Origin of the sequence: Sphingomonas sp. ABOLH, assembly GCF_003951715.1 — a bacterium.
GTDB classification, from domain to species: domain Bacteria; phylum Pseudomonadota; class Alphaproteobacteria; order Sphingomonadales; family Sphingomonadaceae; genus Sphingomonas; species Sphingomonas hankookensis_A.
In genome coordinates this window covers 1-20,240 of the sequence record NZ_QQWV01000028.1, presented here as the reverse complement: position 1 = coordinate 20,240, position 20,240 = coordinate 1, and the positions used below count along the sequence as shown (strand labels likewise).

14 protein-coding genes are annotated in these 20,240 nt (G+C 68.3%); 8 read left to right on the top strand and 6 right to left on the bottom strand.

Going from position 1 to position 20,240, the window contains the following annotated elements; all coding sequences use genetic code 11:
- The first annotated feature begins 28 nt into the window (after nucleotides 1-28).
- The 6 genes from CA237_RS13100 (at nucleotide 29) to CA237_RS13075 (ending at nucleotide 6,560) form a co-directional block, all read left to right on the top strand.
- Nucleotides 29-1,297 carry a hypothetical protein gene (locus CA237_RS13100; RefSeq protein ID WP_066694031.1) on the top strand — a complete coding sequence of 423 codons (1,269 nt, stop codon included), beginning with the start codon at nucleotides 29-31 and terminating at the stop codon, nucleotides 1,295-1,297.
- On the top strand, nucleotides 1,294-2,577 hold the full coding sequence (locus CA237_RS13095; RefSeq protein WP_066694026.1) for an ABC transporter substrate-binding protein: 1,284 nt from the start codon (nucleotides 1,294-1,296) through the stop codon (nucleotides 2,575-2,577). Before CA237_RS13100 ends, CA237_RS13095 begins: the two co-directional genes overlap by 4 nt.
- Before the next feature lie 220 nt (nucleotides 2,578-2,797).
- Nucleotides 2,798-3,697: a sugar ABC transporter permease gene (locus CA237_RS13090; protein WP_066694023.1), complete on the top strand. Its 900-nt coding sequence runs from the start codon at nucleotides 2,798-2,800 to the stop codon at nucleotides 3,695-3,697.
- The gene (locus tag CA237_RS13085) at nucleotides 3,694-4,533 is read left to right on the top strand and encodes a carbohydrate ABC transporter permease (protein ID WP_066694018.1); all 840 of its coding nucleotides are present in this window, start codon (nucleotides 3,694-3,696) and stop codon (nucleotides 4,531-4,533) included. The genes CA237_RS13090 and CA237_RS13085 overlap by 4 nt, the downstream gene beginning before the upstream one ends.
- A gap of 9 nt (nucleotides 4,534-4,542) precedes the next feature.
- On the top strand, nucleotides 4,543-5,601 hold the full coding sequence (locus tag CA237_RS13080) for a glycoside hydrolase family 130 protein (protein WP_066694014.1): 1,059 nt from the start codon (nucleotides 4,543-4,545) through the stop codon (nucleotides 5,599-5,601).
- A gap of 14 nt (nucleotides 5,602-5,615) precedes the next feature.
- The gene (locus tag CA237_RS13075; RefSeq protein WP_126014336.1) at nucleotides 5,616-6,560 is read left to right on the top strand and encodes a DUF1861 family protein; all 945 of its coding nucleotides are present in this window, start codon (nucleotides 5,616-5,618) and stop codon (nucleotides 6,558-6,560) included.
- A gap of 108 nt (nucleotides 6,561-6,668) precedes the next feature.
- Here CA237_RS13075 and CA237_RS13070 read toward each other — a convergent pair whose 3' ends face one another.
- From CA237_RS13070 to CA237_RS13060, 3 genes are read right to left on the bottom strand one after another with little or no spacing between them, the layout of a single operon-like run.
- Nucleotides 6,669-8,075, bottom strand: coding sequence for a TolC family protein (locus CA237_RS13070; protein ID WP_066694004.1), 1,407 nt, complete (start codon nucleotides 8,073-8,075; stop codon nucleotides 6,669-6,671).
- A complete protein-coding gene (locus CA237_RS13065; protein ID WP_164523876.1) occupies nucleotides 8,072-9,145 on the bottom strand; it encodes an HlyD family efflux transporter periplasmic adaptor subunit in 1,074 nt (357 codons plus the stop codon). The genes CA237_RS13070 and CA237_RS13065 overlap by 4 nt, the downstream gene beginning before the upstream one ends.
- On the bottom strand, nucleotides 9,132-10,826 hold the full coding sequence (locus CA237_RS13060; protein ID WP_126014334.1) for an ABC transporter ATP-binding protein: 1,695 nt from the start codon (nucleotides 10,824-10,826) through the stop codon (nucleotides 9,132-9,134). Before CA237_RS13060 ends, CA237_RS13065 begins: the two co-directional genes overlap by 14 nt.
- Before the next feature lie 172 nt (nucleotides 10,827-10,998).
- Here CA237_RS13060 and CA237_RS13055 point away from each other — a divergent pair, with 172 nt between their 5' ends.
- A complete protein-coding gene (locus tag CA237_RS13055; RefSeq protein ID WP_066693990.1) occupies nucleotides 10,999-11,907 on the top strand; it encodes a LysR family transcriptional regulator in 909 nt (302 codons plus the stop codon).
- Between the two features lie 42 nt (nucleotides 11,908-11,949).
- Here the strand turns inward: CA237_RS13055 and CA237_RS13050 are convergent, their stop codons facing one another.
- From CA237_RS13050 to CA237_RS13040, 3 genes are read right to left on the bottom strand one after another with little or no spacing between them, the layout of a single operon-like run.
- Nucleotides 11,950-13,683, bottom strand: a complete 1,734-nt coding sequence (locus CA237_RS13050; RefSeq protein ID WP_126014332.1) for a DUF885 family protein — start codon at nucleotides 13,681-13,683, stop codon at nucleotides 11,950-11,952.
- Nucleotides 13,680-14,687 carry an Ldh family oxidoreductase gene (locus CA237_RS13045; protein WP_126014330.1) on the bottom strand — a complete coding sequence of 336 codons (1,008 nt, stop codon included), beginning with the start codon at nucleotides 14,685-14,687 and terminating at the stop codon, nucleotides 13,680-13,682. Before CA237_RS13045 ends, CA237_RS13050 begins: the two co-directional genes overlap by 4 nt.
- 17 nt (nucleotides 14,688-14,704) lie before the next feature.
- Nucleotides 14,705-17,071 (bottom strand): glycoside hydrolase family 127 protein, encoded by a 2,367-nt coding sequence (locus CA237_RS13040; RefSeq protein WP_206432980.1) that lies wholly within the window; start codon nucleotides 17,069-17,071, stop codon nucleotides 14,705-14,707.
- A gap of 110 nt (nucleotides 17,072-17,181) precedes the next feature.
- Between CA237_RS13040 and CA237_RS13035 the strand changes: the two genes are divergently transcribed.
- Nucleotides 17,182-19,857 (top strand): DUF5695 domain-containing protein, encoded by a 2,676-nt coding sequence (locus tag CA237_RS13035; protein WP_126014326.1) that lies wholly within the window; start codon nucleotides 17,182-17,184, stop codon nucleotides 19,855-19,857.
- The last annotated feature ends 383 nt before the right edge of the window (nucleotides 19,858-20,240 follow it).

Here is a 20,240-nt window from a genome sequence, read left to right as displayed (position 1 = left end):
GGGGACGATGGAGAGGAGCGACCGGCACATGGCCGCCAAGCCGAACACCCCCCGCGCCGCGTTCCTATTGGCGCTGGCCCTGCTCGCCCCATCGCCGGCCCTCGCCCGCCCGCAAACGATTGCAGCGGCCGAACAATCGTCGTTACGCGTAACCTTCGCACACTTCGACCATCTCTACGCCGAACGCGATCTGGACGGCGAACGGGTCGGCATCCTGCATATCTACAGCGAGGCGCCCGACTATCGCTTCGCCATCGAACCGCGCGAGGGCTATACCTGCGTCGACGATGTGGCGCGCGGGATCGTCCTGCTCGCCGCCGGCGCTCCCGACGCGAAGCGCCGCCACCAGATCGAGATGCTGACCCGCTTCGTCCTGAAGATGCAGGCGGAGAACGGCTATTTCCACAATTTCCTGTGGGGCGACGGCCGGATCAACCGCGAATACCGCACCTCGCTGGCCGAGCTGAACTGGTGGTCGCTCCGCGCGCTCTGGGGGCTGGAGGCCGCCCTGCCCCACCTCTCCCCCGACACCGCGAAGCGCGCCCGCGCGGCCGCCGACCGACTGGTCGCGAACCTCGAGCGCGACCTGCCCGTTGCCGCCAACGGGACCGTCCGCGTCGCCAACCTGATCGTGCCCATCTGGCTGCCGCTGGAGTCCGGCGCCGATGCCGGATCGACCGCGCTGCTCGGCCTGCTCCCCCACTACACTCGTACCAAGGACCCGGCGACCCGCGCGCTGATCGGCCGGATCGGTGACGGTCTGGTCCAGATGCAGGCGGGCGACGCCAAGCGCTTCCCCCATGGCGTGCATCTCAGCTGGCGCAATCAGTGGCATGCCTGGGGCAATGTGCAGGCCTATGCGCTGCTGCGCGCCGGCAAGGCGCTGAACCGACCCGACTTCACCGAAAGCGCGCTTCGGGAGGTCGATCATTTCTACCCGTACCTGCTGCGTACCGGCATGCGGTCGTCCTTCACCGTGGCGCGGACGGACAAGGGATATGTAGCGCGCGACCAACAGCGTTTCCCGCAGATCGCCTATGGCCTCGCCCCGATGATCCTCGCCGCGACCGAAGCCCATCGCCAGACCGGCAAGGCGCGCTATCGCACCACCGCGACCGCGCTCGGCCGCTGGTTCACCGGCGTCAACGATGCCAACCGCCCGGTCTACGACCCCGCGACCGGGCGGACCTATGACGGCATCGTCGCCGCGGGGCAGATCAACCCCAATTCCGGCGCGGAATCGACCATCGAGGGGCTGTTTGCGCTCACCGTCCTGTCGGGCACGCCGCTGCCATGACCACCCGGCGCGATGCCCTGCTGATGACGCTCGGCGGTGCGGCGCTGCTCACCGGCTGCGGAGGACGCAAGGCGGAGAAGCGCACCGACCGCATCCTGTTATGGATCGCGCCCAATGCGGCGGAGGAGAGCTTCTGGAAGATCGCCGTCGCGCGCTGGAATGCTGAGCGCCTCGGCCTGCCGGTCGACTTCACCACCATTCCCACCGCCGGCAATTCGGAGGATACCGTGCTGTCGGCACTGGTCGCCGGCACCGAACCCGATCTGTGCACCAACGTCTTTTCGGGCTTTGCGGTGCAGCTCGCCGCGCTCGGGCAGGTCGTCGATCTCGCGACGATGCCGGGCTATGATGCGCTGGTCGAGCGGCGGCACATGGCCACGATCATGGCCGGGTGGACGCAGGGGCGACAGGTGCCCGCGCTGCCGATCTATTCCAGCCCGACGCTGTTGTGGTGGCGCGCCGACCTGCTCGACCAGCATGGGCTGGGCGAACCGCCGAAAACCTATGCCGACGTCTATCGCTTCTGCGAAGCCTATGCCGTGCGCCAGTCGCGCTACGGGATGCAGGTGATCGCCGGGCGCGCGTGGCAGGATCGCTGGTTCGATTATATCTCCTATTATTACGCCGCCAGCGGGGGGCAGCCCTATCTGGCGGGCAACCATGCGCTCTATGACAATGCGTCCGGTCTTCAGGCGGCGGGCTTCATTGACCGCATGTACCGGCAGGGCTGGACCGCGCTCGACTTCGATGCCGAGGAGCCGCTGGTGTCCGGCCTCGCCGCCGGCGCGGTGCGGGGCCCGTGGGATGTCGAGCGGTTCGCCAACATCTATCCCGAGACGCTGGAGCGGATCGCGGTCGGGCCGATGATCGCCCCGGCGGTCGGCCCCCTGCCAGCCTCGACCTTTTCCGACAGCAAGGGTGCGGTGATCTTTCGCAGCAGCCGGGTGCAGCGCGAGGCCTTCGCCTTCCTGTCCTGGGCGCTGGGCGAGGAGGCGCTGAACCTGTTGTGGTTGCAGCGCACCGGCCTGTCCCCGGCACGCGACGACCTGCTGACCAACCCCGCCTTTGCCGGTTATTATCGCGGCAACGCCATCGCCCGCGCCTATGCCGCCAATGTCGCGACCGCGCGGCCGCCGGCGCTGTCCGAACATACCATCGATATCCAGAAGATCATGAGCGCGCGCCTGGTCGAACCGCTGATGCTGGGCAGCGCCCGCCCCGCCGCTGCCCTTGCCGATGCCGTCGCGCGGACCGACCGAATGCTGGAGGTGCAGGCATGAGGACAGGCGAACCCGTGTCGCGCGCGGCGGGAGCTTTGCGGAAGTCCCGACCACAGCCGCGTACCGTACCCCCGCGCAGGCGGGGGTCCAGGGCACCGGTCGTAAGCCTTTATTTTGCTTGGCTCTGGACCCCCGCCTGCGCGGGGGTACGGCAAGTGCGCGGCGAAGCGGCCGACCTTCATCAAGGTTTCCCAACGGTCGGGACAGGAGGTGCCTCTTGTTGAGAAAGCTCCCGTCAACGAAGCAACGCGCGCCATGGTCGCGCGAGGCCGTCATCGGGCTGTCGCTGGCCGGTGCCTATCTGCTCTTCACCGCTGTCTTCTGGGCCTATCCGTTCTTCTGGCTGGCCAAGCTGTCGGTGACGCAGTGGCGCTTCTTCGACGAACCCGTGTTCACGGGGGCACGCAACCTGCTGATGACGCTGCAGGACCCGCAATTCCTGCAATCGCTGTGGAATGTGGTGCGGTTCCTCGGCTTCTATCTGCCAATCGCGTTCGGCGGCGCGCTGGTCGTCGCGTTCGGGTTGCGGCATGTCGGGCGCGGCAAGGGGTTCGTGGCGCTCTGCTTCCTGCTGTCGAACGTGTCGTCGGGCGTCGCGCTGTCTTTGGTGTTCGCCAAGGTGTTCAGCTCGACCGGACCGTTCAACACGATGCTGTTCGACAATTTCGGCGTGCGGGTGCCGTGGACCAACGATCCGACGCTGGCGATGCTGGCGATCGCGCTGGTCGTCGCGTGGAAGTTCGTCGGCTATTATGGGCTGATCCTCTATTCGGGGCTGCTGGCGATCCCGAAGGAAATCTACGACGCCGCCCGGCTCGACCATGCCGGGCCGTGGACGCGGCTGACGCGGATCACGCTGCCGATGATGAATCCGCAGCTGATGATGGTGCTGACCTTTGCGATCCTCGTATCGTTTGGCCTGTTCACCGAACCGTTCATCATCACCGGCGGCGGCCCCAGCGACAGCACGTCGACGCCGCAGATGATGATCTACGAAACCGCGTTCCGGCGGTTGCAGCCGAGCCATGCGGCGATGATGAGCATCGTCGTCGCCCTCGTTACCTATGGTCTGGTCCAGCTCGCCCGGCGGCTGTTCGAACGAAAGGTCGTGCTGGCATGAAGGCGTTCCTTGCCAAACGCAGCGTGGGCGGATGGATCGCGACCATCGCCATCTATGCGCTGGCGCTGACCTGGCTCTATCCCTTCGCCTGGATGGTCGCCGCGTCGCTCAAACCCGACGCGCAGATCTATAACACCGCCCTGTTCGAAGGGGACTTCACCCTCGACAATTTCGCCTTCCTGCTGGCGACCGCCGACAAGCTCGACCGGCCGTTCCTGGGGGCGCTCGGCATCTCGGCGCTGGTGACGCTGACCGTGACCGCATCGGTGCTGCTGACCTCGGGCTTCATCGCGTTTGCGCTCGCGCGGATGCGGTTTCCGGGGCGTAAGATGTTCGGCGATTTCCTGCTGCTGCAGATGGTCATCCCGACCAGCATGTTCATCCTGCCGCTGTTCGTGCTCGTCAAGGAAATGGGCCTGCTCAACAGCCTGTGGGCGCTGATCCTGCCGTCGATGATGTCGGGATGGGGCATCTGGATGATGGCGCAGTCGTTCAGGACGATGCCCGAGGAATATTTCGACGCCGCCCGGCTCGACCGCGCGAGCCTGTGGCAGACGGTGACGAAGATCGTCGTGCCGCTCAACAAATCGATCATCGCGATCGTCGCGCTGTTCACCTTTACCGGCACGTGGGACAATTTCCTGTGGCCGCTGATCGCGATTTCGGACACCGACCGCATGCCGCTGTCGGTGCTGCTGGCGACGTTCAGCAAGCAATATGGCGGCTATGCCGGGCCGGTGATGGCCGGCGCGGTGTTGCAGACGCTGCCGCTGGTCCTGCTCTTCCTCCTTTTCCGGCGGCATTTCCTGCAAGGCATGTCGCTCTCGCTCAAATAGGACGCCCCCATGCTACAGCGTAGTCCGCGCAACCCCATCGTCGCGCCCGAAACCGTGCGCCCGAGCCGTCCGGGCTGGCGGATCGACGGCACGTTCAACGCCGGCGTCACCCGCTATGGCGAGGAGACGATCCTGCTCGTCCGCGTCGCCGAAAGCGTGATCGCCGACGATCCCGACACGGTGATCGTGCCGCTGCTGGAGGAGGCAGGCGGCGCATGGGGCTGCACCACCCGCAGCTTCCGCCGCGACGATCCGGCCTATGATTTCAGCGATCCGCGCATGGTGCGCTCCCGCGCCGACCCGCGCGAGGTGTTCCTGACCTCGCTGTCGCACCTTCGCCTCGCGCGCAGCAGCGACGGCGCGACCTTCGTAGTCGACGACGCGCCCTTCCTGTTTCCCGCCAACCGCAGCGAGCGTTTCGGGTGCGAGGATGCGCGGATCACGGTGATCGAGGGGCGGTGGTACATCAACTATACCGCGGTGTCCGACCTCGGCATCGCGACCGCGCTGGCGGTCACCGACGATTTCGTGTCGGTCGAGCGTCTGGGCATCATCCATGCCCCCGACAATCGCGACGTGTGCCTGTTCCCCCGGCGGATCGGCGGCCATTACTGGTGCCTGCACCGCCCCGCGCCGCTGCACCTCGGCACGCCCGAAATCTGGATCGCCAAGTCGCCCGACCTGCTCCACTGGGGTGACCATCGCCACCTGTGCGGACGCAGCGGCGATGGGTGGGAGGCGATGAAGATCGGCGGTGGTGCGCAGATGATCGAGACCGACAAGGGCTGGCTGCAAATCTATCACGGCGTCGATGCGAAGCAGCGCTACAGCCTCGGGGCGCTGCTACTCAACCGCGACGACCCGCGCGTGATCGTCGCGCGGCTTGCACAGCCGCTGGCCGAGCCGGTCGAACCCTATGAAGTCTCCGGCTTTTTCGACCAGGTCGTGTTCAGTTGCGGCGCGCTGGTCGAGGGCGACGAACTGCGCGTCTATTATGGGGGGGCCGACCGGGTGATGGCGCTCGGCACGGTTTCCCTGGGGAAACTCTGGCAGGCGATGGGGCTGTGATGCACGGAGGATCGATGCACGAAACCGACATTCCGCGCGTCCGCACCCGCTACGAAGCCTTTGCGCAGGGGGCGACGCCGGCACGGACCGAGCGGCTGATCTTCGCCGAGTTCGACGGGCTGGACGTCTACAACATCTCCGCGCCGTTCGTATCGGCCGGACGGCGGGTGATCGCCGGGCGGGTCGAACCGCGCGACAGCGAACATTCGCTGGCCGTCTTCTTCGAGGAAGTGGACGGCGTGTGGCATCCCATCCCCGACGCGCCGCGCTTTCCGCTACAGGACCCGTTCGTCACCTTCATCGGCGGCGAGCTGGTGTTCGGCGGCGTCGCGGTCCGCTTCGGCGAAGGGCTGCCCGAATGGTGGACGGAATTTTATCGCGGGGCCGACATCTTCTCGCTGACGCCGTTCTTCGCCGGGCCGCTGGGTATGAAGGACATCCGGTTGTGCGAACTCGCCGGCGGGCGCGTCGCGGTATTCACCCGCCCGCGTGGGGCCAAGGGCGGGCGCGGCACGATCGGATATACCGAGGTCCCCTCGCTCGATGCGCTGTCGGTCGAGGCGATCGACGCCGCACCGATGCTTGGGGGCATGTTTCACCCGCTCGACTGGGGCGGGGTCAACGAAGTGCATCTGCTGGCGAACGGCGAAATCGGCCTGATCGCGCACGCGGCCTATTTCGAGGACGATACGATCCATAGCGCGCGGCATTATTATGCCGTCGCCTTCGTGTTCGATCCGGCGACCCGGCGCTGGCGCGACCTGAGCCTGATCGCCGGGCGCGGGCAGTTCGGGCCGGGTGCGGCGAAGCGGCCCGATCTGATCGATGTGGTGTTTTCGTCGGGGATCGAGCAGATCGGGGGCGTCACCCGGCTCTATGCCGGGACGTCGGATGCCGAGGCGCATTGGGTCGAGATTGCGTATCCGTTCGATGTGCCGTTGGCGGCGGCCACCCCCTGATCGTCACCCCCGCGTAGGCGGGGGTCCATATCCGCTGACGTCACGGATCGAGCTGCAACGTCGGCGTCTATGGATTCCCGCCTTCGCGGGAATGACGAAATGGAGACTTCACTCCAACCCCAACGCCACCCGGTCCGCCGTCGCCGCCGCCAGTTCGGCGCGCGCCGCCGCGATCCTTGCCTGTGCGTCGATCAGCCGGACGCGGGCGTCGTTCGCGGTTTCCTCGCGCTGGTTGACGAGGAAGAAGTCGCTCGACCCCAGTTCGAACCGCCGCCGCTCGGCATCGGCCAGGCGTTCGGCCAGCGCGCGTTCCTGTTCGGCGACGGCCGCCAGTCGTTCCGCCGCGCCGACGCCGATCAGGATCCCCTCGACCTCCACGGCGATCTGGTCGCGCACGAAGCGCCCGCGTGCGTTGAGCGCATCGATCTCCGCCTCCGCCTCGCTCACCTTGCCGCGCGCGGCGCGGTTCTGCAGCGGGATCGAGAAGCGGAAACCCACTGCCGCCTCCAGCGGGGTGCGCGAACTGCCGCCCAGTCCCGGCGGACCGATATCCTTGCCCACCTCGCCGCGCAGGTCGAGCCGGGGGCGCAAGTCGTTTTCCGCGAGCGCCAGCTTCGCCAGCCCCTGATCGACCCGGGTCAGCAGCACCTGCAGATCGGGGCGGCGCTGCGCCACGTCGCCGACCGGCGCGACCACCCGCGGCCCGACCAGCGCGTTGCTGTCGCCCGGCAACCGCTCCGCGCCGACCAGCAGCGGATTGCCCGCCGCGTCGCGATAATAGAGTGACAGCGCATTGGCCGCCGCCTGAAAATCCCCCTCCGCCTTCACCACCAGGCCACGGCGGCGGACGAGGTTCTGGTCGTTCTCGGTCAACAGGATGTCGGGCCGCGCGCCCAGTTCGATCTGCCGCGCGATGCCGCCGCGGCGCCGTTCGGACAGGTCGAGCAGGTCGCGATAGGCGCGCAGCCGCTGCCCGGCGGCGACCCAGTTCTGGTACGCGTCGACCGCGCGACGCTGCACCCCGATCGCCGTCGCCTCGCGTTCGAACCGGGCGATGTCGATGTCCCCGCCGGCTAGGGTGCGGCGGGTGCGGCGTTCGTCGACCAAACGGTCACGCATCAGGGAATAAAGTGCCCCCACCTTCACCTCGCCCAGGCGGTTGGTGTAGAATTCGTCCTCGTACACCGGAAAGTCGCCGCGGGTGACGCGGTAATTGCCGTAGAGGTAGCCGCCATTGTCGCCCATCGGCCGCGTCGCCCGCCCGCTGACGACGGTGCCGTCATAATAGCCGAGCGCGCGGGATTTGCCCTCCGCCTCGAACACGGTGTCGAACGCGCCCTCGGCGGTGAGCGCGCGGCCCTCCGCCGAGCGGATCTTCGCCAGCGCCTCGATAATCTGCGGCGCGGCGCGGGCGGAGGAGCGCAGCACCTCGTCCAGCGTCAGCGGCGCGGCGGCGGGCTGCGCCAGCGCGGGGACCGGTGCCAGCAGGGCAAGGGCAAGCGCGGCGCGAATCATTTGGGCTTTCCCGCCTTCGCCGCGATCTTGGCGGTATCCTCCTCCTTCGCGCCGTCCTTGGGGGTCGTGACATTGCCGAATTCCAGCGGGAAGTCGTTCAGCTGGCGCCACAGTTCATAGCCGACCGTGACCGTCTCGCCCTGTACCCAGCCCTGTACCTTGCCGCCCAGGCGGACATAGCGGCCATCGGGCCAGGCGGGCTTGCCGGGCGCCGGTTCGACGATGATGCGGAACAGCCCCTGCAGATTGGCATTGGGGTCGATCGTCCGCACCCGCCCGTCGAAATAGCCGTATGCGACCGAGGGCCATCCGCTGAACTGGATCGCGGGCCAGCCTTCGAATTCCAGTCGCACCGGACGGCCGGGCTTGAGCAGCGGCACGTCGCGCCCGTCGATCAGCAGCTCGACCGCGCGTTCGACCCGTTCGGGGGCGATGGTGGCGAGCGCGGTGCCCGCCGTGACCAGCGCGCCGGAGGCGGCGGCGTTCAGATTCTGGATGCGGCCGTCACGCGGTGCGCGGACCAGCTGCGCCGACTGGCGATTGAGCTGCACGTTGATGCGGTTCAGTTTGGCGCGGGAGTCCGCCAGCTTCGCCGCGGCTTCGGCGACCTTGATCTGCGCCAGTTCGAAATCGCGCCGCGATCCCAGCCCCTCGGCCAGCAGCTGCCGGGTGCGCGCGACATCGATGTTGGCGACCGAGCGCGCCTGTTCGATCGCCTGGATTTCGGCCTCGACCTGCGCGCGTTCGGCCGACAGGCGGCTGAGCAGATCGGGGTCGAGGTCGACGACGCGGGCGATCGGGGCGCCCTTGTCGACATGCTGCCCGTCCTGGACATACCATTGCACGACCCGGCCGGGGACCAGTGCGGTCACGTCCTGCGCGCGGTCCTGCGGGTCGAGCGCGACGACGGTGCCGCGCCCGCGCGCGGTCTGCAACCACGGCACGAGGAACATGATCGCGACCGCGACCGCGATGCCGATGGCGATCAGCCACGCGACCACGACGCCGACGCGCGGCGGGCGCAGCCTGGCCAGCGTGCGGAAATGGGCGAGATGTTCAGGCCGACGCATTATCGCCCCCCTCCTGTGCCAGCGTGGCGCGCAGCTCGTCGAGCGACGCGAAGCGCCGCTGTTCGTCGGTCCCCAGATGCAGATAGCCGTCGAGCGCCATATCCTCCGGCCGGCCGGTGAACAGCAGCACGGTGGTGCCATGCCGCTTCAGTTCGGCCAGCGCCGCGCGCAGCCGTTCGGGCGGCAACAGGTCGAACAACTGGCCGAGCAGCAGCAGCTTCGGCCGCACCAGCAGCGCATTGGCGAGCTTCAGCGCCATCGTCTCGCCGATGCTGAGCGGATAGCCCGACGCGCCGAGCGGCGTGTCGAGCCCCTGCGGCAGGCTGGCGAGGCGGCGTTCGAGCCCGACCGTCGCCAGCGCCTCACCCGCCTCCAGCGCGCGTTCGCCCTGCCCGCCGGTCGCAAGCCGCAGATAGTCGCGGATCGTCACGTCGACGATGGTCGCGCGGTCGAGCACGGTCACGTCGGAGCGCAGCTGATACATGTCGAGCGCGCCGAGATCGGCACCGCCGACGCGGATCAGCCCGCGTTCGGGATGGACATGGCGTTTGAGCAGCAGCGCGAGCCGCCGTTCGCTGCCGGGTTCCGCCACCACCACCAGCTGTTCGCCGGCCGACAGGCTCAGGTCATAATGCGCGCCGTCGAGCACCAGCCCGGTCATCCGGACCGCCCCGTCGCGCGGACCGCCCTCGCCGCGCTGGTCGGGTTCCTGGGGAATCGCGAACAGCAGCGACAATTCCTCCGAACTGGCGGTCAGGTCGTAAAAGGTGTCGAGATACCAGCCCAGCTGCGAGATGCCGTAGAACACGCCCGACAGGATCAGCTCGGCGGCGACCAGTTGGCCCAGCGACAATTGCCCGCGCAGGATCAGCGTGCCGCCCAGCAGCAGCAGCGCGGCGCTGGCAAAGGCATAGACCAGCAGGAACGCGATGGTCTGCGTGAACTGATACCGGAAATATTTGCGGTGCGCGCCGACATAGGTCGCGGTCACCGCCTCCGACCGGTCCATCGCGAACGCCAAGTGGCGCGACGATTTGTAGAAGCCGTTCGACCCGCCGACGCTTTCCAGCCAGCGCGCGGTATTGTGCTTGGCATGGCTGAGCGCGACCGCGCCGGTGATCGCCCCGCTTTGCCACAACAGCCAGATCAGCACGACGGTGCCGACCAGCACCGCATTGAAGGCGAGGAAGAAGGGGTGGTAGAAGCTGGTGATGGTCAGGCCGACCGCCGCCTGCAGCACGATGGTGAAGGCGCCGATCACCAGGCTGGGGATCGCCTTCTGCACCACGACCAGGTCGAAGAAGCGGTTGAACAGGTCGCCGCGATTGGCGTCGGCGAAGAACGGGTCCTGCGCATGGACCGCGCGCAGCGTCACTTCCGCCACCACCCGCGCGAACACGCGGCGTTCGAACGCGGCCATGATCCACACGCGCAGCGCGCTGAGTGCCGCGACCAGCAGCAGCAGCACCAGCAGTACGCCAGACAGCGCCCAGAGCGGGGCCGGCATCGCGGTATTGGCGACGCTGTTGATCAGCAGCTGGACCGAGATCGGCGTGGCCAGCGCCAGCAGGCTGATCGCGACGGTATAGACCAGTCCTAACCGGACATAGGCGGCATCGGGGCCGATGATCTGCGCCAGCCACCCCGCCGCATCCCTGAAACCCAGTCGCTTCGCTGCCACCCTGTCGTCCTCTTCGTTCCCCCGCTCCCCGCTTACGGTATACGAACCCTGCGGCCAAGCTCCCCCAAGAGCCTTAACCGCGATCATGGTGAGATAGTGTTACAAATTATGTTGCAGTGCGGCCAATCGGAAACCTTGCCCCGTTGCCATAGTCTGCGACTATAGCCGCGCCATGCCCACGCTGCGTCAGTTCGAATATCTGGTGACCATCGCCGACACCGGATCGTTCGCGCTGGCGGCGCGGGTGGCGCACGTGTCGCAACCGACGATGAGCCAGCAGGTCCGCGCGCTCGAAGCGCGGCTGAACGTCCAACTGGTCGAACGCGGGGCCGGCGGCGCGGTGCTGACCCCGGTCGGGCGCAGCATCGTGACGATCGCGCGGCGGATGCTGGCCGATTCGCGCGACATCGCCGCGCTGGCGGCAGGCGCCGCGCACGGGCTGACCGGGACGATCCGGCTCGGCACCACGCCGACGCTCGGCCCCTATCTGTTGTCGCCGATCATCGCCGACCTGCACCGGCGCGCGCCGAACCTGCGCCTGCAGGTGCGCGAGGGGATACCGGAGGAACAGGCGCTGGAATTGTCGCGCGGCGAGCTGGACCTGCTGCTCGGACCGCTGCCGATGGCGGGCGACGACCTGACCGTCGAGCCGCTGTTCCGCGAACCGCTGTACCTCGTCGCCGCGCTCGACCATCCGCTAGCCGCCGGGGGAGAGGTCGCGGAGCGGGCGCTGGCGGGCCATGCGCTGCTGACGCTCGACCCGCGCCACCACCTTGCCCGGCAGGCGGCCGAGCTTGCCGCGCGCCACGACATGACCGTCGCCCCCGATTATTACGGCACCAGCCTCGAAAGCCTGCATCAGATGGTGGCGAGCGGGCTCGGCCTCGCGCTGCTGCCCGGCCTGTATCTGCGGCGCGACGCCAACCGGGCGACGGGGTTGAAGCGGTTGGCGGTGCAGGGCTGGCGCGTGCATCGCTCGATCGCGATCGCATGGCGCCGCCAGTCGCCGATGGACGCCGCATTCCGGCTGATCGCCGACCAGGTGCAGGCAAGCGCGCGGCAGGTGCTGGGCGATAGCTGACGCGGGCTCCATACCCTGTGCCCGCAGGCGCCGGTCGATCCGCTACGGCATCGGATACGGCCCCTTGCCGCCATCGGCGATGAAGCGGTCGACCCGCGCATCGATCAGCGGCAGCGGCACCGACCCCAGGCTCAGCATCGCGTCGTGGAAGGCGCGGTAGTCGAACTTCTCGCCCAGCGCCCGCTGCGCCTTCGCCCGCGCATCGAGGAACGCCAGCTCGCCCATATAGTAGCTCAGCGCCTGTCCCGGCCACGCGATGTATCGGTCGACCTCGGTCGTGATCTCGTGGTTCGACAGCGCGGTATTGTCGCGCAGGAACGCCTGCGCCCGCTCGCGGCTCCACCCCTGCGAATGGATGCCGGTATCGACGACCAGTCGCGCGGCGCGCCACATCTGGTAGCTGAGCATGCCGAACGTCTCATAGGGCGTTTCGTACATCCCCATATCCTCGCCCAGCGCCTCGCAATACAGCGCCCAGCCCTCGCCATAGGCGGAGATATACTCGTTGCGGCGATATTCGGGCAGGTCGCTCAGCTCCATCGCGAACGGCATCTGGAACGCATGGCCCGGCGCGCTTTCGTGCAGCGTCAGCGCGGGCAGCGAATAGAGCCCGCGCGAGGGCAGGTCATAGGTGTTGACCATATAGATGCCCGGCCCGCCGCGCCCGCTGGTATAGAAAGGCGCGATCTCCGGCGCGACCGGCTTGATCGCGAAACGCATCCGCGGCAGCCGCCCGAAATAGGTCGCGACCTTGCCGTCGAAGGTCTTGGCGATCCATGCCGCGCGGTCGAGCAGCTCCTGCGGCGTCTTCGCATAGAATTGCGGATCGGTGCGCAGGTGGTTCAGGAACGACGGCAGGTCGCCCTGCCATTGCACCTGCGTCATCACCTGCTGCATCCGCGCGCGGATTTTGGCGACTTCGGCAAGGCCGATGGCGTGGATCTCCTCGGGCGCGATGTCGCGGGTCACGAATTCGCGGACCTTGGAGCGGTAATAGGCACGGCCGTCGGGCAGGCCATAGGCTGCCAGCCCCTCGCGCGCATGCGGGATATAGTCGTCGCGCAGGAACGCCATCAGCCGGGCATGCGCCGGGACCACGGCGGTCGCGATGACCCGCTTCGCCTCGGCCCGGAGCGCCGCCTGCCGGTCGGCGGGGATCGTCGCGGGCAGGGTGCGGAACGGTGCGTAGAAGGGCGATGCCTCGCCCGGCCCGGCCTGCACCACCGCCGCCACGCCGGCATCGCGGCCCTGGAGCGTGATGCGCGGCGGAGTGAAGCCGCGCTGCAACCCGGCGCGCATATTGGCGATCTGCTGGTCGTAATAGCGCGGCAGGCTGGCCAGCTGCGACAGGTACAGGCGCAACGCCGCCTCGTCGCGATAGTCGGCGCGCGCCATGTCGGCGACGCTCATCCAGAAACTGGTATCGGCGTTGAGCGGCTTTTCGAAATCGCGAAAGCGTTGCTGGGCGAGCAATGCCGCGACCTGGCCGCGATAGACGGCGTAATCCTCGCGCGCGGCGGGGGTGAGCGTGGCGGGATCGATCCGGTCGAGCGCGGCGAGCGTATCGCTCCAGCGCCGGGTCATCGCCGCCTGCGCCGCCGGGCCGACATCGGGCAGCGTCGCATTGGCGCTGACCGGCGCATCCTCGCCCGGGCCGCGCAGCGTCTTGCGCCACGCATATTCCTGGTCCGACAGGCGGCGGAACACCGCGTCGTTCGTCGCCTGTGCCGGCGCGGGCAGCGCCAGCACCAGCGTCAGTGCCATGGCGATCGTCATGCCGTTCCCCCCGTCGTCCGGTCGATATCGTCGAGCAGCGCGCGCGACACCCACACCCCGTCGCTCTCGCTGACCGGGCGCAGCGCGTGGCGGCGCGCACCGGGCACGCGCGCGCCCTGCCCCTCGATCGCGGCGAACACGCTTTCGGCGCGCGCCATCTGTTCGGCGGCGGCCGCCCCCAGGAACCCGGCGGGATCGAGCGCCAAGATCAGCTCGCCGCCCAACGGCGACCCCTTGCGCCCGGCATCCCACGCGATCGATTCGGCGCTGGTCAGGTCGCCGAGCAGCGGCCCGGCGAGCAGTTCGACCATCAGCGCCAGTGCCGAGCCCTTGTGCCCGCCGAAGGTGCGCATCGCCCCGGCCAGCACCTCGGCCGGATCGGTCGTGTCGCCGCCGTCCGGCGCATGGCCCCAGTCGGCGGGAACGGGCGTGCCCGCGCGGCGGTGCAGTTCGATCTCGCCGCGCGCCACGGCGCTGGTCGCGAAGTCGAACACGAACGGCACCCCGCCCGCGCGCGGCCAGCCAAAGGCGATCGGGTTGGTGCCGAACACCGGCCGCGTGCCGCCGGCCGGGGCGACCCAGGCGTGGTTGGCGGTCACCACCAGCGCGACGAGCCCGCGGTCGACCAGCGCCTCCACCTCCGGCCACAGCGCGGCGAAATGGACGACGTTGGTGATCGCCAGCGCGGCGATGCCGTTGGCGCGTGCCGCATCGACCAGCGCGTCGCGCCCGGTATCGAAGGCCAGCTGCGCCAAGCCGCCCCGGCCATCGACCCGCACCACGCCGCCCGCGCGTGGTTCGAGCAGCACCGGCACCGCATCGGGCACCACCACGCCGCAGGCGACCGAATGTGCCGCGACCAGCAGCCGGTACAACCCGTGCGCGCCGCACCCGTCGCGTTCGCCCGCGACGATCGTCTCCGCCACCGCCGCGACATGCGCCGGGGCAAGGCCGACGCGGGCGAGCGTGGCGCGCGCATAGGCGCGCACCGCGTCGAGTGTCATGTGCACCCGGTCGTCGTTCACGCTGCCGTGCCCCGCTTCGCCGCGAACAGCCGGACGCCGAACACCGTCCCGGCGCTGTTGCGGTCATGCGGCACGAACCGCACCTTCACCCGCGTCTTGCCCTTGGTCAGCGCTTCGGGAATCGGATAGTCGACGTCGAAGAACGACCCCGGCCGGTCGGCGTCCAGCGTCTGCGTCGCAATCCGCTGGTTATCGACCAGGATGTCGAAGCTGCGCTTGCGTTCGTCGCCCCAATAGGTCGCCTGCAGCAGCAGCGGACCGGGTTTGACCGCCATGGTGAATTCGAAGAAGCCGCCGCTGCGCGCGTCGCGCCCGTTGCGCCCGCGATAGACGAGGGCATAGGAGATTTCGGAGGTCAGCTGGTGATCGCGCTCGGGCTGCATCTCGCCCAGGTGCATGACGTCGACCTGCCGCGTCGCCAGTTCGCGCTGCCGCGCCTGTTCGGCAAGGAACGCCGCCTCCTCGGTCTTCCACTCAGCATCGCTGAAGCGTTTGAAATAGACCGCCGAGCGCCGGTCATATTGGCGATAGAAGGGGACGAAGGTCAGGTCGCCGGGACGGACGATGCCCTGCGTCGCATATTGCGCCTCCTGCGGCGCGACAGGCGCGAAGGCGGCGATCAGGTCGTCGCCGACCATCGACGGATCGGGCTTGTCCCACGTCCGGTCGGCCCGGCCGAGATCGCCCGCCAGCACCAGCGGCCCGCGCAGCACCGCCACCGTCTGCGCATCGCCCGGCGTCGGTTCGATCCGCAGGTCGAGCGGCAGGCGGATCGTCAAGCGGTCGCCCGCCTTCCACCGGCGGGTCACGATGGCATAGCCGCCCGCCGACGCGGCATCGACCGGCCGGCCGTTGACCAGCACCTCATGCGTCTTCGCCCATCCCGGCACCCGCAGCGCCACCGGAAAATTGCCGGGCCGATCGAGCGTGGTGAAGGTCAGCGTCGCCTCGCCGGTAAAGGGATAGAAGGTGTCCAGCCCCAGCATCGCGCCGCGCGCGGCCCATTGCGCATCGGCGGGGATATAGAGGTTGACGATGAGCGTGTCGTCGCCGGTCCAGAAGATGCTCTCGCCATGTTTCGCATGGCTTTCCATGCCGGTGCCGACGCAGCACCAGAACTCCTCGCCATCGCGCGCCGAATATTCGCGCTTCGCCCCCGACATCAGCGGCATCATATAGGTGAAGCCGCCGTCGACCGGTTCCTGATGCGCCATGATGTGGTTGAGGTGGGCGCGTTCGTAGAAGTCGAACAGCGCCCCGTCCGGCTCCCAGGCGAACAGGTGCCGGGTGAGCTTGAGCATATTGTAGGTGTTGCACGATTCGCAGGTCTGTTCGGTGATGTGCTGCGCGATCGTGTCGGGCGCGCTGAAATATTCGCGGTCGGCATTGCCGCCGATGACGTAGCTGTGGTGGCGCACCACCTGTTCCCAGAAGAAGCGCGCGGCGGTCGCCTGTTCGGGCTTGCCGGTGATCTCGTGCAGCCGGGAGAGGCCGATCAGCTTGGGCACCTGCGTATTGGCATGGAAATTCGCCAGCTGGTCGCGCTTCTGCGTCAGCGGGTCGAGCATGCGCCTGTCGTAGATCCGTTCGGCCAGGCGCAGCCAGCGCGCGTCGCCGGTGCGGGCGTGCAGTTCGGCGAAACTCTCGTTCAGACCGCCATATTCGCAGGCCAGCATCACCTGTACCTGATCGTCGCCAAGCGCGGCGAACACCCGTTCGATATAGCCGCCCAGCGCCACTGCGATCGCCATCGCCCGCGCGTTCGGGCCGATATGGTCGATGACGTCGAACAGCCCGGTATAGAGCTTGTGCCAGTTGTAATAGGGCACCCAGCAGCCATTGAGGTCGAACCCGCCCGAGCGGATGTCGCCGCGCATGATCTCCGGAAAGATTTCCTTGCCGTTGACGATGCTGCCGTCCTTTCGCTTGCGCGAGAAGCCCGCGACATAGCCGTCGCCATGCGCCGCCTGGCACCGCGCCAGTTCGCCGATGATATAGTCGGCACGCGTCACGCAGTCGCCGCACCCGGTCTGCGCATGCATCAGCGCCAGCGCGGAGAGATAATGGCCAAGCGTATGGCCGGCGATCGTGTCGCTTTCCCACCCGCCATAGACCGGCGCCTTGGCCGGCAGCCCGGCAAAGACGTGGAAATTGTGGAGCAGCCGGTCGGGCGACAGCCGCATCAGATAGGCCTTGTTCACCTCCACCGCGCGGGCATAATCGGACGGGCGCAGCCGCACCGCCGACAGCGGGAACGGCCGCGCCTTCGCCGGCAGGCCGGCCCCGCGCTGTGCCGCTGCCGGGATGGTCAGCATGGGCAGCGTCGCGGACGACAACAGGAACGCACGACGACCAACCAGCATTTCCATCTCCTCAGAATATGGTATACGATAAGCCGATATGGGTCGGAGTCAACCGACCGGACAACAGGGATGATGACGGGATGCGGCGGTTTGTAACAGCGTGCGGTGCGATGACACTGGCAACGGCACTGGCCGGGGGCGCGATCCTCGCCGCGCCGGCGCCCTCCGCCCCGACGCAGCGCACGCCGTCCGCCCATATCGTCGGGCCGCTCCGCCTGACGCTCGACCCGGCCAGCCAGACGCTGCTGCACCTGTCGCCGACCAGCGAGCCGGGGTTCGATTTCGCGCCCGGCGACCGCGCGGCCGAGCGACGGGGCGACGGCTATGCCCAGATCGGCGACCTGCACCTGCGGCTGCGCACGGTCGGCAGCGCGGGGGCGTGGCGCGATTTCTCCTCGGCCAGGCGGCGCGTACCGGTCCGGGCGCTTGCCGCGGGGGGCGAGGTGCTGGCCCGCGCCGACCTGACCCCGACGATGGGCGAGGGCATGCCGCTGTCGATCGAACGGGCATGGCTGCGCCAGCGCGGAGGGCCGGTGCTGCGCTTCACGCTGCACAATCGCGGGACGGCACCGGTCGAGATCGGCGCGCTGGGCATGCCGATGGTGTTCGACAACATCATCACCGACCGCACGCTGGAACAGGCGCATGCCAAGGGCAGCTTCGTCGATCCCTATATCGGCAACGACGCCGGCTATCTGCAGGTCACCCGGCTGAACGGCAGGGGACCGGCGCTGCTGGTCCTGCCCGACGGGCGCACCCCGCTCGAACAATATCGCATCCTGCACGATGCGAAGGAGGCCGGCGCCGGCGACATCTTTACCGACCGCACCCCGCGCCGGCAGACGTTCGAGGGGTTCTACGACTGGATGGTCGCCAGCAGCGCGATGGCGGACAAGGGGCAGCCGTGGAACCCGGCCACCGGCTTCACCCTGGCCCCTGGCGAGCGGCGCAGCATCGGCGTCCGCTTCGTCACCGCGCCGTCGATCCGGGGGATCGAGGGCAGCTTGCAGGCGGCGGGCCGGCCGCTGGCGATCGGGTTGCCGGGCTATGTCGTGCCGACCGACAGCCCCGCCGACCTGTTCGTCCGATCGCCCCAGGCGGTGCGCGGGATCAGCGTCACCCCCGCCGATGCGCTGACGCTGACCGAGGTCGCCGGGCCGGCGGGGTGGCATCGCTGGCGGGTGACGGGCAAGGGATGGGGCCGGGCGCGGGTCGCGATCCGCTATGCCGATGGCAGCGTGCAGAGCGTGCATTATTATGTCACCAAGCCGCTGGCGCAGGTGTCGGCCGATCTGGGGCGGTTCGCGACGACCCGGCAATGGTTCGACGATGCCAGCGACCCGTTCCGCCGCGCGCCGTCGATCCTGACCTATGACCGCGACGCCGACCGCATCGTCACGCAGGACAGCCGGGTGTGGATCGCGGGCATGAGCGACGAGGGCGGCGGCGGATCGTGGGTCGCCGCGATCATGAAGCAGCTCGACCATCCCGAGCCGCACGAGGTCGCCAAGCTGGAGCGGATGGTCGACGAGACGGTGCTGGGCAAGTTGCAGGTCCCCGGCGGCGGGGTGAAGAAGAGCCTGTTCTATTACGATCCCAAGGCGTTCGCCGGCTATTACGACAAGGGCATCGACTGGACGACCTGGGCGTCGTGGGACCGCAAGCAGGCCGACGATCCGGGCCGGTCGTATAATTACCCGCATGTCGCGATCGGCCATTGGGTGCTCTATCGCCTGGCGCGGCACCATGAAGGGCTGGTCACGCGCCACGACTGGCGCTTCTACCTCGACCATGCCGCGCAGACGACCGTCGCGATGATGCGCGACGCGCCGCATTATGCGCAGTTCGGGCAGATGGAGGGCGAGGTGTTCCTCGAAATCCTGACCGACCTGCAGCGCGAGGGGATGACCGCCAGGGCCGCCGAGATCGAGAAGCTGATGAAGGCGCGGGCCGATCACTGGCGCACGCTCGCCTATCCGTTCGGCAGCGAAATGGCGTGGGATTCGACCGGCCAGCCCGAAGTCTATGCGTGGATGCGCCATTTCGGCCATGCGCGCGAGGCGGCGGTCACGCGCGAGGTGATCCTGGGTTATGACCCGACCGTGCCGCACTGGGGCTATAACGGCAATGCGCGGCGCTATTGGGATTTCCTGTACGGGGGCAAGGTCGCGCGGATCGAGCGGCAGATCCACCATTACGGATCGGCGCTGAACGCCGTGCCGCTGTTCGACGCGTTCCGCCGCGACCCCGCCGACCTGCACCTGCTGCGCGTCGCCTATGGCGGGTTCATGGGCGGGATCACCAATATCGACCGCGACGGCTTTGCCTCCGCCGCGTTCCATTCCGAACCCGACATGATGCGGTGGGACGCGTATAGCGGCGATTACGGCATGGGCTATTTCGGCCATGCCTATGCCGCCGCGACCTATCTGGTGCGCGATGCGACCTTCGGGTGGCTGGGGTTCGGCGGCGCGGTGACGGCGGGGCCCCAGGCCGTCGAGATCGTGCCGCACGACGGTGCGCGGACCCGGCTGTTCGTGGCGCCGGCGGGGCAGTGGATCACGCTGGCGGCGGGCCGGATCGCGCGCGCCCGCTGGTATCCGGCCACGCGCCGCATCGAGCTGACCCTCGACCCGGCCAGCGCGACCACGCCCGCCGCGCACCTGTCGGTCGAGGCACCGGCGGGCGGCGCACCCTATCGGATCGATCGCGGCACGGTGGAGCGGGGCTTCACGACCATCGCGCTGGGGGCCACGCCGACGACGGTGGTGCTGGTGCCGCGTTAGGGGTGGTCCCTCGAGGCTTACCCGTCACCCCGGCGATGGCTGGGGTCTGCCGGTCGTCGCGCAGGGCAGGAGCCGAGGGAGACCCCAGCTTTCGCTGGGGTGACGGGTGTTTGGCGGGCCATTGATAAATAAGGCTTTTTCGAAATAAGTTCACAAAGTTCACGCTCGCCACGGTTTCGCGTGGTCTTGCGAGTGCTGCGCAATAGCGGCCTTCGGTTCAAAGAGCGGCAAGGACTGTGGCAGGTCGCATTCGTGTAGGGGTGACTACACGAAAGTGACGTATCTGCACGCTAAGGGCGAACAAATCCGGTACGATGCCAGCAGATGCTATTCGCAGGCTTTCCTGCCCCTTTTATGTGGTGCCGCCCTACGGGCGCCGATAT